At 56.9% G+C, this 14,195-nt stretch carries 14 protein-coding genes; 7 read left to right on the top strand and 7 right to left on the bottom strand.

Annotated elements, in window-relative coordinates; translation table 11 throughout:
* Positions 1-3: 3 nt before the first annotated feature.
* Positions 4-3,339 (top strand): miniconductance mechanosensitive channel MscM, encoded by a 3,336-nt coding sequence (gene mscM, locus AAH446_RS06280; protein ID WP_342905872.1) that lies wholly within the window; start codon positions 4-6, stop codon positions 3,337-3,339.
* Positions 3,340-3,378: 39 nt separating this feature from the next.
* Here the strand turns inward: mscM and epmA are convergent, their stop codons facing one another.
* The gene (gene epmA / locus AAH446_RS06275; protein WP_342905871.1) at positions 3,379-4,356 is read right to left on the bottom strand and encodes an elongation factor P--(R)-beta-lysine ligase; all 978 of its coding nucleotides are present in this window, start codon (positions 4,354-4,356) and stop codon (positions 3,379-3,381) included.
* A 279-nt stretch (positions 4,357-4,635) separates the two neighbouring features.
* Between epmA and frdA the strand changes: the two genes are divergently transcribed.
* The 5 genes from frdA to AAH446_RS06250 all read left to right on the top strand — a co-directional run bounded on the left by frdA (position 4,636) and on the right by AAH446_RS06250 (position 8,516).
* On the top strand, positions 4,636-6,417 hold the full coding sequence (gene frdA, locus AAH446_RS06270) for a fumarate reductase (quinol) flavoprotein subunit (RefSeq protein ID WP_342905870.1): 1,782 nt from the start codon (positions 4,636-4,638) through the stop codon (positions 6,415-6,417).
* Positions 6,410-7,144: a succinate dehydrogenase/fumarate reductase iron-sulfur subunit gene (locus AAH446_RS06265; RefSeq protein WP_342905869.1), complete on the top strand. Its 735-nt coding sequence runs from the start codon at positions 6,410-6,412 to the stop codon at positions 7,142-7,144. The genes frdA and AAH446_RS06265 overlap by 8 nt, the downstream gene beginning before the upstream one ends.
* A gap of 10 nt (positions 7,145-7,154) precedes the next feature.
* Positions 7,155-7,550 carry a fumarate reductase subunit FrdC gene (frdC, locus tag AAH446_RS06260; protein WP_342905868.1) on the top strand — a complete coding sequence of 132 codons (396 nt, stop codon included), beginning with the start codon at positions 7,155-7,157 and terminating at the stop codon, positions 7,548-7,550.
* A 10-nt stretch (positions 7,551-7,560) separates the two neighbouring features.
* A complete protein-coding gene (gene frdD / locus AAH446_RS06255; RefSeq protein WP_342905867.1) occupies positions 7,561-7,917 on the top strand; it encodes a fumarate reductase subunit FrdD in 357 nt (118 codons plus the stop codon).
* A gap of 74 nt (positions 7,918-7,991) precedes the next feature.
* Positions 7,992-8,516, top strand: coding sequence for a lipocalin family protein (locus AAH446_RS06250; RefSeq protein ID WP_342905866.1), 525 nt, complete (start codon positions 7,992-7,994; stop codon positions 8,514-8,516).
* Positions 8,517-8,550: 34 nt separating this feature from the next.
* On the opposite strand, the gene AAH446_RS06245 is transcribed toward AAH446_RS06250, so the two are convergent.
* Together AAH446_RS06245 and efp are read right to left on the bottom strand one after the other, a co-directional pair.
* Positions 8,551-8,685 (bottom strand): entericidin A/B family lipoprotein, encoded by a 135-nt coding sequence (locus tag AAH446_RS06245; protein ID WP_342905865.1) that lies wholly within the window; start codon positions 8,683-8,685, stop codon positions 8,551-8,553.
* A 255-nt stretch (positions 8,686-8,940) separates the two neighbouring features.
* On the bottom strand, positions 8,941-9,507 hold the full coding sequence (gene efp / locus AAH446_RS06240; protein WP_342905864.1) for an elongation factor P: 567 nt from the start codon (positions 9,505-9,507) through the stop codon (positions 8,941-8,943).
* Positions 9,508-9,548: 41 nt separating this feature from the next.
* On the opposite strand from efp, the gene epmB reads away from it, so the two are divergent.
* Positions 9,549-10,577 (top strand): EF-P beta-lysylation protein EpmB, encoded by a 1,029-nt coding sequence (epmB, locus tag AAH446_RS06235; RefSeq protein WP_342905863.1) that lies wholly within the window; start codon positions 9,549-9,551, stop codon positions 10,575-10,577.
* 115 nt (positions 10,578-10,692) lie between these two features.
* Here epmB and AAH446_RS06230 read toward each other — a convergent pair whose 3' ends face one another.
* The 4 genes from AAH446_RS06230 to AAH446_RS06215 all read right to left on the bottom strand — a co-directional run bounded on the left by AAH446_RS06230 (position 10,693) and on the right by AAH446_RS06215 (position 13,898).
* Positions 10,693-11,043 (bottom strand): DUF4156 domain-containing protein, encoded by a 351-nt coding sequence (locus AAH446_RS06230; protein WP_342905862.1) that lies wholly within the window; start codon positions 11,041-11,043, stop codon positions 10,693-10,695.
* Positions 11,044-11,239: 196 nt separating this feature from the next.
* Positions 11,240-12,886, bottom strand: a complete 1,647-nt coding sequence (gene groL, locus AAH446_RS06225) for a chaperonin GroEL (RefSeq protein ID WP_342905861.1) — start codon at positions 12,884-12,886, stop codon at positions 11,240-11,242.
* A gap of 46 nt (positions 12,887-12,932) precedes the next feature.
* The gene (locus AAH446_RS06220; RefSeq protein WP_004160183.1) at positions 12,933-13,226 is read right to left on the bottom strand and encodes a co-chaperone GroES; all 294 of its coding nucleotides are present in this window, start codon (positions 13,224-13,226) and stop codon (positions 12,933-12,935) included.
* 210 nt (positions 13,227-13,436) lie between these two features.
* Complete coding sequence (locus AAH446_RS06215; RefSeq protein ID WP_342905860.1) at positions 13,437-13,898, bottom strand: FxsA family protein; 462 nt, start codon at positions 13,896-13,898, stop codon at positions 13,437-13,439.
* Positions 13,899-14,195 lie beyond the last annotated feature (297 nt).

Raw genomic sequence — 14,195 nt, 5'->3', positions numbered from 1 at the left:
CCTATGTTACGCCTGATTCTTACTATTTTGTTGAGCTGGATGCTTCTCCAGCCCGCCTGGTCAGCCAGCCCGCCGGATGCCGGCCAGATCAGAGAGCAGCTTGAAGAAGCCCAGTCTGACAAAAATGCCCCTAATCAGGCGGAAAGGGTGGACATCCTTCAGTCCACCCTAAACTGGCTGGAAGAGCGGCAGAAATCGCTCGATAACACTAAAACCTACCAGCAGGTTATCGACGATTTCCCCAAATTAAGCCGCGAGCTTCGCCAGCAGGCGGCCTCGCTGCTGGACAATGAAAAAAACGTTCGCAGTACGATGACGGCCGCCGAACTGGATCAGGAGATCCTGCAGGTCAGCAGTCAGCTACTGGAGGAGAGCCGTCAGGCACAGCAGGAGCAGGAGCGCGCGCGTGAAATCAGCGATTCGCTTTCCCAGCTTCCGCAACAGCAGTCTGAGGCCCGGCGGGCGCTGAATGAAATTGAACGTCGTTTGCAGGGCCAGCCCTCGCCCACCACGCCGCTGGCGCAGGCACAACTGGTCTCCCGCCAGGCTGAGTCTGCCGCCCGTAAAGCGCGGGTCGATGAACTGGAGCTGGCCCAGCTTTCGGCGAACAACCGCCAGGAGCTGGCGCGCATGCGCAGCGAGGTGCATCAGCGCAAGGCTGCCCAGCTCGACAGCTATCTTCAGGCTCTGCGTAACCATCTCAACAGCCAGCGTCAGCGAGAGGCGGAACTGGCGCTGGAGCGTACCGAACAGCTGGCGGAAAACAGCGGCGATCTGCCGGAAAGTATCAGCCAGCAGTTTCGCGTAAACCGCGAGCTCTCTGCCGCCCTCAATCAGCAGGCGCTGCGTCTGGATCTGATCGCCTCGCAGCAGCGGACGGCGATGAACCAGACCATTCAGGTACGCCAGGCGCTGGGAACTATCCGCGAGCAGTCAGAGTGGCTGGGCGTATCAAACTTGCTCGGCGAAGCTCTGCGGGCGCAGGTAGCGCGCCTGCCGGAGATGCCGAAACCGCAGCAGCTCGATAATGAGATGGGGCAACTGCGGGTGCAGCGCCTTCGCTATGAGGATCTGCTTGAACGCCAGCAGTTATTACGCCAGCAAAAACAGGACGATGGCTCGCCGCTAACCAACAACCAGCGCCGTATCCTTGATGCTCAGCTTAAAACCCAGCGCGAGCTGATCAATTCCCTGCTTGCCGGCTGCGATAACCTGATTCTGGAAGTCACCAAGCTGAAAGTGGCCAACGGACAGCTTGAAGATGCCCTGAATCAGGTGAAGGAGGCCGCCCACCGTTATCTGTTCTGGACGGCGGATGTCAGCCCCATTGGCCTGAGTTTTCCCCTCGATCTGGTGCGGGACCTGAAGAGTCTGCTCTCACTGGATACGCTGGGACAAATGGGCGGCGCGCTGGTGATGATGTTCACCAGCAAGGAAACCGTCGTGCCTGTTCTGGGCGCCCTGCTGCTGGTCGGCTTCAGCCTTAGCTCACGCCGTCACTATCGGGACTTCCTCAACCGCTCCTCCCAAAAGGTGGGTAAGGTCACTCAGGACCATTTCAGCCTGACGATGCGTACCGTTTTCTGGTCGATTCTGGTGGCGCTGCCGCTGCCGGTTTTGTGGATGGCCTTTGGCTACGGGTTACAGCATGCCTGGCCCTGGCCGATCGCGGTGGCAATAGGCGACGGCGTGACCGCAACGGTTCCCCTGCTCTGGGCATTTATGATCAGCGCCGCCTTTGCCCGTCCTCAGGGCCTGTTTATCGCCCACTTCCGCTGGCCAAAAACCCGCGTGGCGCGGGCGATGCGCTTTTACTCCCTCTGCGTCGGCCTGGCCGTGCCGCTGATCATGCTGCTGATTAGCTTCGATAATCTTGACGACCGTCAGTTCTCTTCCACGCTGGGGCGGCTCTGCTTTATTCTGATTTGCGGCACGCTCAGCCTGGTCACCGTAAGCCTGAAGCGGGCCGGCATTCCACTCTATCTGGATAAGGAAGGCAGCGGCGAGAACCTCATTAACAGTATCTTATGGAACATGATGATCGGCATCCCGCTGATCGCCGCGTTCGCCTCCTGCATCGGCTATCTCGCCACGGCGCAGGCGCTGCTGGCGCGGCTGGAAACCTCGGTGGCGATCTGGTTCCTGCTGCTGGTGATTTACCATATTATCCGGCGCTGGATGCTGATCCAGCGTCGTCGTATCGCTTTCGATCGCGCCCGCACGCGCCGCGCGGAGATCCTGGCCCAGCGCGCCAAAGGTGAAGACGAGATTGCCGCCCAGCAGACCAGTTCCGATGCGCTTGACGTGGAGGAACCGGTTATCGATCTGGACGCGATCAGTGCGCAGTCACTGCGTCTTGTCCGCTCGATCCTGACGCTGATCGCGCTGCTCTCGGTCATTGTCCTCTGGTCAGAGATCCACTCCGCTTTCGGTTTTCTGGAGAATATCCGGCTGTGGGACGCCAGCACTACCGTGCAGGGCGTGGAAAGCCTGCAACCTATTACGCTTGGTTCGGTGCTGATCGCCATTCTGGTGCTGATTATCACCACGCAGCTGGTACGTAACATGCCTGCCCTGCTGGAGCTGGCGCTGCTTCAGCACCTTAATCTGACGCCGGGAACCGGCTACGCCATTACCACCCTGCTGAAATATATGCTGATTCTGGTGGGAGGATTGCTCGGCTTTTCCATGCTTGGCGTGGACTGGTCGAAGCTTCAGTGGCTGGTGGCGGCTTTAGGTGTGGGACTCGGTTTCGGTTTACAGGAGATTTTCGCCAACTTTGTCTCCGGCTTGATTATCCTGTTCGAAAAGCCGATTCGCATTGGCGATACCGTCACCATCCGCGATCTCACCGGCAGCATTACCCGTATTAATACGCGTGCCACCACCATCACCGACTGGGATCGCAAAGAGATCATCGTGCCGAATAAGGCCTTTATCACCGAGCAGTTTATCAACTGGTCGCTTTCCGATTCGGTCACGCGCGTCGTCCTGACTATTCCCGCCGCGGCAGAAGCCAACAGTGAGGAGGTGACCAACGTGCTGCTGACGGCCGCCCAGCGCTGCCAGTACGTGCTGGATACGCCGCCGCCGGAGGCTTTCCTGGTTGATTTACAGCAGGGGATTCAGCTGTTTGAGCTGCGTATTCACGCGGCGGAGATGGTGCACCGTATGCCGCTACGCCATGAACTGCATAAGCTTATCTTGCAGGGCTACCATGAACATGGTCTGGAAATGCCGTTCCCGCCGTTCCAGGTCCGGATGGAAACCGTTGGCGGTAAAACGCCGCTAAACCCTGCCGCGCCGGTGGCGCGCACCTACAAATCGGGCGGGCTCTGACTGAATGAGCGGGGCGGCCACCAGACCCCCCGCTCACCCTCAGCAGCGATCGACGGAAAAAGCGATGACCTCGCTCAGCGTCTCCGCTTTCAGGGCCAGCATCACGATGCGATCCACGCCCAGCGCCACGCCGGAACAGTCGGGCATGCCATGCGCCAGCGCGTCCAGCAGGTGGGTATCAATCGGCTGCTGCGGCAGGCCGCGGGCGGCACGCTTGCGGTTATCCTGCTCAAACCGCTGACGCTGCTCGCGGCTGTCCGTCAGCTCCCGGAAGCCGTTTGCCAGTTCAATTCCCCTGAAGTAAACCTCAAAGCGTTCCGCGACGCGGTGATCTTCCGTACTGATTTCGGCCAGCGCCGCCTGCGATGCCGGGAAGTGATAGACGAAGGCCGGCTTCTCTTTGCCGATATGCGGCTCCACGCCCACCATAAACAGCAGCTGTAACAGCGTATCGCGATCGTCGATACGTTCAGCAATTTCTCCCTCCCCCAGCTTAACGGCCGCTTCACGCAGCTGCGGCTTATCGGCGGAAAGCGGATCGATCTCCAGATGGCGAATAAACGCCTGCTGGTAAGAGAGCGTCTCTGCCGGCGCGCACTCCAGTACCTGCTGAAGCAGATCGTCCACTTCGTTCATCAGCCGGTACATATCGTAATGGGGACGATACCACTCAAGCATGGTGAACTCGGGATTATGATGGCGGCCCGCCTCTTCGTTACGAAAGCTGCGGCAGAGCTGATAGATCGGCCCGCTGCCCGCCGCCAGCAGCCGTTTCATATGGTATTCCGGGCTGGTCATCAGATAGAGGTCAATCCCTTCCGCCGCGCCCGGTCCGACAAACCGCGTCTGGAACGGCACCAGATGGATATCGGTCACGGTGGCCTGGCTCATCGCCGGGGTCTCCACTTCCAGCACGCCACGATCGGCAAAGAAACGTCGTATTTCCGCCATAATCGCCGCGCGTTTCAATAAGTTGGCGATGGGGGCGCTCGGCTGCCAGCTGGCCGTATCGCTCATAGTTTTAACTCCTCAGGAAGAAGGTGAAGCAGTCTACCCGTACAGGCTGAGACACACAAATCTGCGGGAAGATAAAGCCCGCTTTGTTGTTTTGCTTTTGCCCGGTAAATCTTCCGGTTTATAAAAAACGGCGGCCCGATCGCGCTTTTCCTGTTTATTTTTCACCCCAATACCTGAACACATCAAGTTTAGCCCCCTCAGGCACTTTTATACTACCTCGCGCCAAGAGTGAGGGGGCATCCCCAACTTTCATCATGACAAGCTGACAGGGAGAACACCGTGCAAAGCTATACAGTCGATCTGGTCATTGTCGGGGCGGGCGGAGCCGGACTGCGGGCCGCTATCGCCGCCGCCGAGGCCAACCCCACCTTATCTATTGCGCTGGTTTCCAAAGTCTACCCGATGCGGAGCCATACCGTTGCCGCTGAAGGCGGCTCCGCCGCAGTCACCCAGTCCCATGACAGTTTTGAACTCCACTTTCAGGATACCGTCTCCGGCGGCGACTGGCTGTGCGAGCAGGATGTGGTGGACTATTTTGTCGCGCACTGCCCGCGCGAGATGGCGCAGCTGGAAAGCTGGGGCTGCCCGTGGAGCCGGCGCGAAGATGGCTCAGTTAACGTACGCCGCTTCGGCGGCATGAAGATAGAGCGCACTTGGTTTGCCGCCGATAAAACCGGCTTCCATATGCTGCATACGCTGTTTCAGACCTCGCTGAAGTATCCTCAAATCACCCGTTTCGACGAGCATTTCGTCCTGGACTTGCTGGTCGATGAGGGCGAAGCTCGCGGGCTGGTGGCGATGAATATGATGGAAGGAACGCTGATTCAGATTCAGGCGAATGCCGTGGTGCTGGCTACCGGCGGCGCCGGACGCGTTTATCGCTACAACACCAACGGCGGCATCGTTACCGGGGACGGTATGGCCATGGCCTTGCGCCACGGCGTACCGCTGCGCGATATGGAATTTGTGCAGTATCACCCTACGGGACTGCCCGGCTCGGGGATCCTGATCACCGAGGGCTGTCGTGGTGAAGGCGGGATCCTGATCAATAAGGATGGCTATCGCTATCTACAGGACTACGGTCTGGGACCGGAAACACCGGCAGGTCAGCCAAAGAATAAATATATGGAGCTTGGTCCCCGGGACAAGCTTTCCCAGGCCTTCTGGCACGAATGGCGGCAGGGCCGCACTATTTCCAGCCCGCGTGGCGATGTTGTCCACCTCGACCTGCGTCACCTTGGCGAGAAAAAGCTGCTTGAACGACTGCCTTTTATCTGCGAGCTGAGCAAAGCCTACGTTGGTGTCGATCCGGTCAGCGCCCCCATTCCTGTCCGGCCCACCGCGCACTATACGATGGGTGGGATCGAAACCGATGCGCGCTGCGAAACCCGCATTCGCGGCCTGTTTGCGGTAGGGGAATGCTCTTCTGTTGGCCTGCATGGCGCAAACCGTCTCGGCTCCAACTCCCTGGCGGAGCTGGTGGTATTTGGCCGGCTGGCAGGAGAGCAAGCCGCCGGACGTGCGCTTCAGGCCGGCAAAGCCTCCGCCTCCGCGCTGAATGCACAGGCCAGCGACTGCGAACGACGGCTGCACGCGCTCGTCGCTCAGCAAGGGGATGAAACCTGGTCCGGGCTGCGCGATGAAATGGGCATGGCGATGGAGGAAGGCTGCGGCATCTACCGCACGCCGGAGCTGATGCAGAAAACCATCGACAAGCTGGCCGAACTTAAAGCCCGCTTCGCCCGGGTACGTATCACCGACGCTTCCAGCGTATTCAATACCCAGCTGCTCTACAGCATTGAGCTGGCCCAGGGGCTGGACGTCGCCGAGTGCATGGCGCATGCCGCCTTTCAGCGCAAAGAGTCCCGCGGCGCGCATCAGCGGCTTGATGCGGGCTGCACCGAAAGAGACGACGCCGGTTTCCTCCGGCATTCACTGGCTTTTTACCGTGCCGGGAGCGCGCCCGATATCGCCTGGGATGCGGTAACCATCACCCATCTTCCGCCTGCGAAGCGCGTTTACGGTGAGGAGTCTGAGCGAAAGGAGAAGATCAATGAGTGACAACATGCGCTGTAAAATTGCTATCCAGCGCTATAACCCTGAAGCAGACAAAGTACCGCGCCGGGAGATTTTTGAGGTGCCCTGGGATGAGCAGACCTCCCTGCTCGACGCGCTGGGCTATATCAAAGATAACCTGGCGTATGACCTTTCATACCGCTGGTCCTGCCGTATGGCAATCTGCGGCTCCTGCGGCATGATGGTGGATGGCGTTCCAAAACTGGCCTGTAAAACGTTCCTGCGTGACTACCCTGAAGGGCTTTCCGTAGAGCCGCTGGCGCATTTTCCGGTTGAGCGCGACCTGATTGTGGATATGAGTCACTTCATCGAAAGCCTTGCCGCAATCAGGCCCTGGATTATCGGCAATAAGTCCGATCCGCAAGCGGGCCCGGGCATCCAGACGCCGGGCCAGATGGCGAAGTATCACCAGTACGCAGGCTGTATTAACTGTGGCTTGTGCTACGCCGCCTGCCCGCAGTTTGGTCTCAATCCAGCCTTTCTCGGACCGGCGGTTATCACCCTCGCGCACCGCTACAATCTGGACAGCCGCGATCGGGGTAAGGCGGAAAGGATGCCGCAGCTAAACGGCGAAAATGGCGTCTGGCCCTGCACCTTTGTAGGTTACTGTTCTGAAGTCTGCCCGAAACAGGTCGATCCCGCCGCCGCCATCCAGCAGAGCAAGGTGGAGAGTGCGAAAGACTTTATGATTACCCGGCTCAGACCGCAATAAGGAGTGGCTGATGATGACAAAACGTAAGCCCTATTCCCGGCCAATGGATGCCAGCTGGTGGCGCAGGTCCGCCTTTTACCGGTTTTATATGCTGCGCGAGGCAACGGCGCTGCCCGCGATCTGGTTCAGCATTGAGCTGATTGCCGGCCTCTTCTCCCTCCGGCACGGCCCTGAAAGCTGGGTCGCGTTTGTTGCCTTCCTCCAGCACCCTGTCGTGCTGCTGTTAAACGTGGTGACGCTGGCTGCTGCCCTCCTGCACAGTAAGACCTGGTTTGAGCTGGCGCCGAAAGCGTCCATCATCATCCTGGGCGATAAAAAGCTGCCGCCCGGTCCGGTTATTAAAGGGTTATGGGCGGTGATGCTGTTAGTGAGCGCAGGCTTACTGTTCTGGCTGGTATGGTCATAAGGAGACGAAGATGAAATCGCAACCGGTGCGTTCTGACGAACCTCTGTTCTGGGGATTATTTGGTGCGGGCGGCATGTGGGCGGCGCTAGTTTCACCAGCGCTGGTGCTGCTGGTCGGGTTACTTTTGCCGCTGAGCGGCGCGTCAGATCCAACCTACAGCTATGAGCGAATTTTAGGCCTGGCCCAGTCGCTGCCCGGTAAAGGCTTTCTGTTTCTGGCTGTTGTGATGCCGTTATGGTGCGGCTTGCACCGACTTCATCACGGCATGCACGATCTGAAGATCGCGGTGCCAGCCGGCAAATGGGTCTTTTACGGCCTTGCCGCCATCCTCAGCGTGGTGACGGCAACGGGTCTGCTGGCGCTGTGAATTAAGCCGCTGAGCGCTGGTTGCCCGCTGAAAATACCCTATACTTAAGCCATTCATACTTAAAGGAATAGCTTATGTCTCTCTGGAAAATGGTGGCAGCAGGCGGCGCAGCGCTGCTTTCGGTTGCCTGTAGCACCACGCCGCCCAAAGGCGTTACGCCAGTGGCCGGTTTTAACGCAGAACGCTATCTGGGTAGCTGGTATGAAATTGCCAGGCTGGATCATCGTTTTGAGCGCGGCCTTACTCAGGTAACCGCGACCTACAGCAAGCGCGAAGACGGCGGCCTGAAAGTGGTTAACCGGGGCTTTAATGAGAAAAAGCAGCGCTGGCAGGAAAGCGTGGGTAAAGCGTATTTCACCGGACCGGCCGATCGGGCGGCGCTTAAAGTTTCCTTCTTTGGCCCCTTCTATGGCGGCTATAACGTTATTGCGCTCGATGATGCCTATCAGCATGCGCTGGTATGCGGCCCGAACCGGGACTATTTATGGATTTTAGCGCGAACGCCGGAGATTGCGGATGACGTAAAAGCGTCGCTATTGACGAAGGCTAGTCAGGCAGGTTTTGACGTGTCGAAGCTGATCTGGGTAAAACAGGGCTAAGGGAGCCGGTGCCCATTGTGCACCGGCACGCGGATTACTGTGCGCTGCGCTGAATGGCTTCGCCGCCCGCTTCCACATCTTCACCTACGCCCTGCGTGGTGTTACAGGCGGAGAGCAGAGAAGAAAGCACCAGAACGGAAAAAATTGTAGCAATACTTTTCTTTAACATAACAATTTCCTTTTAAGTAGAAGTCGAAACCACGCTTTAAGCATAGCCGTAATTCAGCCGAATGCTTCAGCTACGAAGAAGGAAACAGAAATTTCTGACAGGAATAGAGGGCAGGTATAAAGGGACTGAGAAAGCAGGAGGGGCCGTCAGGCTATTGTCATCCTCAGCGAAGCCGCAGAGCGTTTATTCAGGAGCGCCCGGACGACATCCACGGATAAAAACGGGGCCTGAGGTTCAGGCCCACAGCACGCAAATTTATTTTACGCGTGAAACGTATTCGCCAGAGCGGGTGTCAACTTTGATCACTTCGCCAATCTGAACAAACAGCGGCACTTTTACAACGGCGCCGGTAGTCAGCGTTGCAGGCTTACCGCCCGTACCCGCGGTATCGCCTTTCAGGCCTGGGTCAGTATCAACAATTTCCAGCTCAACGAAGTTTGGCGGCAGAACCTGGATAGGCTTGCCGTTCCACAGCGTTACGATACATTCTGCGTTATCCAGCAGCCACTTGGCAGCATCGCCCACGGTTTTCTCTTCAACAGGATGTTGTTCGAAAGTTTCCGGGTGCATAAAGTGGTAGAACTCACCGTCGTTGTACAGGTAGTTCAGGTTGGTATCTACTACGTCAGCGCCTTCAGCGGAGTCGGTAGATTTAAAGGTTTTTTCCACACGGGTGCCGGTCAGCAGGCGGCGCATTTTCACGCGGGCAAAAGCCTGACCTTTACCGGGTTTAACGAACTCGCTGGATTCGACAGCGTAAGGTTCGCCTTCGAACATGATTTTAAGACCGGGACGGAAATCGTTGCTAGAATAAGTCGCCATAAAGGCCCTCTACAATTTAACACTGGTACTTAGCCAAAAAAATGGCACACATTGTAACCCTAAATAACCCTTCACGAGAAGAATGGTTGCATCAACTTGCAGATGTAATCACCGATCCAGACGAATTATTGCGGCTTTTAGGCCTTGATTCGCATCCGGCGCTGACGGCAGGCCGTGACGCCCGTCGCCTTTTTGCCTTACGCGTCCCCCGGGCCTTTGCCGCCAGGATGCGCAAGGGCGATCCGCAAGATCCTCTCCTGCTGCAAACGATCACTGCCAGCCAGGAGTTTATTGATGCGCCGGGTTACAGTACCGATCCGCTCGATGAGCAGACCAGCGTGGTGCCGGGTCTGTTACATAAATATCGTAACCGTGCGCTGCTGTTGGTGAAAGGCGGCTGCGCGGTCAACTGCCGCTACTGTTTCCGCCGCCATTTCCCTTATTCTGAGAACCAGGGCAACAAGCGCAACTGGCAGCAGGCCCTGGAGTATATCCGAGAGCAGCCAGAACTGGATGAGATTATTTTCTCCGGTGGCGATCCGCTGATGGCGAAAGATGGAGAACTGGACTGGCTGATCGGCCAGCTGGAAGAAATCCCCCATCTGAAACGGCTGAGGATCCACAGCCGGTTGCCGGTGGTGATCCCAAGCCGCATCACGCCTGCGCTCTGCCGCCGCCTGGCGGAATCACGTCTGCAGACGCTTATGGTGACCCATATCAACCATGCTCAGGAGATTGACGAAGAGCTGCGCGAGGCGATGCAGCAGCTGAAGCGCGCGGGCGTGACGCTGTTAAATCAAAGCGTGCTGCTGCGGCATATCAATGACGATGCAGCGACCCTTGCCGCGCTCAGTAACGCCCTGTTTGATGCCGGCATCCTGCCCTATTATCTGCACGTGCTGGATAAAGTGCAGGGCGCAGCGCATTTCTTTGTGTCTGATGAGGAGGCCCGGCGCATTATGCGGGAGCTTCTGACGAGAGTGTCGGGCTATATGGTGCCGAAGCTGGCGAGGGAGATTGGCGGTGAACCGAGCAAAACGCCGCTCGATTTGCAGCTGCGCCAGAGCTAGCGGGCGTTCGGCAGGGGAAGATTAACTCGCCTTCCCTGCTCTACGTTCTCTTCGCGGCGGGCGAGGAGATCCGGTGCTGAAGCGCCGGTAACGCTTCGCCCGCCGCTTTAAGCGATCAAGGACACTTGTAGACCTGGCCGCTCATCTTGCTGTCCAGGGGAGCAAAGCTGGACCAGAAATTTTGCGTCGGGCTGGTTGCACCGTAAATCACGTTGCCACCCATCTCAGCCGCACGGTTGCGCAGGTCATTGGCCGCGCCGCGCAGCGAGCTGCCTTCACCGCCGGCACCGCTTAACCAGTTGCTCTGAGAACCGGTCAGGTTCCCCAGCAGCTGACACTCACCGGCGGGCTGTTGATCGGTGAAAGTCACTTTTTCGCCCGCTGTGCTGAGCGTGTTGTTCGAACTGCTACAGCCGGCCAGAAGTACCGCTGCGACAGAGAGCCCCAGCAAAACGTTAATCCGCATTGTAATCCCCATTTATTATCATCAGAGTCGGGTGGCAGCGTAGCAGAAAAAAGCCTTTTTTTTCTGAACATTCATTGCCCTGATCCCGTTATAGCCGAACGATTGCGCTACTACTTATACTATTTTCCGGCCCAAAAGAAAAACCCCCGGCCGTTTCCGGTCGGGGGTTTCTGATGACTTAAGCAGTCAGCAGCAATTACATCATGCCGCCCATACCGCCCATGCCACCCATGCCGCCGCCAGCACCTAAGTCAGGCGCATCGCCTTTAGGCAGGTCGGTCACCATGCATTCGGTGGTGATCATCAGGCCAGCCACAGAGGCCGCGTACTGCAGCGCAGAACGGGTCACTTTGGTTGGGTCCAGGATACCGAAGTCGATCATGTTGCCGTACTCTTCGGTCTGAGCGTTGTAACCGTAGTTACCTTCTCCCGCTTTCACCATGTTCGCGACCACGGACGGCTCTTCACCGGCGTTGGAAACGATCTGACGCAGTGGAGACTCCATTGCGCGCAGCGCAACTTTGATACCCACGTTCTGGTCTTCGTTCTGGCCACGCAGCTCGGTCAGCTGTGCCGCAACGCGCACCAGCGCCACGCCACCACCAGCAACCACACCTTCTTCAACCGCAGCACGGGTCGCGTGCAGGGCATCTTCAACGCGGGCTTTCTTCTCTTTCATTTCAACTTCAGTGGCTGCGCCAACTTTCAGTACGGCAACGCCGCCTGCAAGTTTCGCTACGCGCTCCTGCAGTTTTTCCTTGTCGTAATCAGAGGTCGCTTCTTCGATCTGCTGACGAATCTGCGTTACGCGAGAAGAGATAGCGGTTTCTTCACCCACGCCATCGATGATGGTGGTGGTGTCTTTGTTGATAACAACGCGTTTCGCCTGGCCCAGATCTTCCAGCGCCGCTTTTTCCAGCTCCATACCGATCTCTTCAGAGATAACGGTACCACCGGTCAGCACAGCGATATCCTGCAGCATCGCTTTACGACGATCGCCGAAGCCAGGTGCTTTAACCGCAGCCACTTTCACGATGCCGCGCATGGTGTTCACTACCAGGGTCGCCAGCGCTTCACCTTCAACATCTTCTGCAATAATCAGCAGAGGCTTACCGGCTTTTGCAACGGCTTCCAGCACGGGCAGCATTTCACGGATGTTGGAGATTTTTTTATCTGCCAGCAGGATGAATGGCGTTTCCAGCTCAACAGCGCCAGTTTCTGGCTTGTTGATGAAGTAAGGAGAGAGGTAACCACGGTCGAACTGCATACCTTCAACCACGTCCAGCTCGTCCTGAAGGCCGGTGCCTTCTTCAACGGTGATAACGCCTTCTTTGCCCACTTTTTCCATCGCCTGAGCAATCAGTTCGCCCACGGTTTCATCGGAGTTAGCAGAGATGGTACCTACCTGAGCGATAGCTTTAGAGTCGGAGCAAGGCACAGAAAGGTTTTTCAGTTCCTGAACCGCAGCGATAACGGCCTGATCGATACCGCGCTTCAGATCCATCGGGTTCATGCCCGCAGCGACGGCTTTCAGACCTTCGGTGATGATGGACTGAGCCAGTACGGTTGCGGTGGTGGTGCCGTCGCCTGCAGCGTCGTTCGCTTTAGAGGCTACTTCTTTCACCATCTGCGCGCCCATGTTCTCGAACTTGTCTTCCAGCTCGATTTCACGCGCTACGGAAACACCATCTTTAGTGATGGTCGGTGCACCAAAAGATTTATCCAGAACCACGTTACGGCCTTTCGGGCCCAGGGTAACTTTTACTGCATCTGCCAGTACGTTAACGCCACGGAGCATTTTTACACGAGCGTCATTACCGAATTTTACGTCTTTAGCTGCCATCTTAAATATCCCTTAAATTCGTTTCGTTCAGTGAGGTTCGCGTCGATTACGCTTCAACAATTGCCAGAATGTCGCTTTCGGAGATGATCAGCACCTCTTCGTTGTCGATTTTCTCAGTCTTGGCACCGTAGCCTTCGCTGAAAATGACCACATCGCCCACTTTCACGTCCAGCGGCTTAACATCACCGCTTTCCAGGATACGGCCATTGCCGACGGCCAGCACTTCGCCACGGGTAGATTTACCCGCCGCAGAGCCGGTCAGAACGATGCCACCTGCTGATTTAGATTCCACTTCTTTACGCTTGACGATAACACGGTCGTGCAGAGGACGAATTTTCATTGATAGCTCTCCTTTGAGAAGTCCAATCAGTCTTTTGGGATGAAAGCCGGGCTTCACTGGCACCGGCCTCGTGACGGAAGAGATAGGGACGCGAAGGGACGCTTTCAAGGGTAAAAAAATAAAAAATTTTGCTTCTGCGTCACAACTGGTCAATTTACGAGCGGATAGTACAGAACGGCAAAAAAAAAGGCGGATATCTCCGCCCTTAGCTTATTTACGCTCGTCCCGGTCGTCGTGTTCAATCAGCGTTGAGTCTTTTCGTTCATACTCTCCCTCAACGGTGTAGCCGCTGTCCGGGCCTGCGCCTGCACCGCGCCAGACGCGTAAATGCGGCATCAGCTTCAGCGTCAAATGCTTCTGTACCGGAGGCAGCAGCAGCAGCAGCCCCAGGAAGTCAGTAAAGAAGCCGGGGAGCAGCAGCAGGAAGCCCGCCAGAATCAGCGAAACGCTTTTGATCATCTCCGCCGCCGGGCTTTCGCCCGCCTGAAGCTTCTGCTGCATCAGCATAAAGTTTTTCATTCCCTGGTTTTTGACCAGCGAAATACCAATGACGGAGCTGAAGACCACCAGCAGCAGCGTCAGCAGCACGCCCATCACGTGCGCCACCTGTATGAACAGGCTTATCTCGATCCAGGCGAGAAGGAAAAGTACTAAAAACGGTATCCAGCGCACCGCAATCTCCTGTATATCAGCGCCAGTCCGCAGCGGGCGTACCGGCAAAAATGGGATCTTAACGATCGTAATAAAGAGAACTGGGGGCAGTACAGGCGCTTTTCAACCTTAACCGCCTTATCTCCTGCAGGTAATCATAGTGGGATCGGGATCAAAGCATCGCGTTAAAAGATAAAAAAATGCGGGCTGGGTGTTATGCCATCAAGCTTTTTATCGCTGACAGCGTATGATCAATGCACAAACGGATAAAGTCAGGGTTTTACGCCCGCTCTCCTCCTGAAACTGGCTGGAGTGTAG

This window comes from Erwinia psychrophila (assembly GCF_039023475.1).
GTDB lineage: Bacteria > Pseudomonadota > Gammaproteobacteria > Enterobacterales > Enterobacteriaceae > Erwinia.
Note: the sequence above shows the minus strand (reverse complement) of the source record. Positions and strands in the feature narration are given on the sequence as shown.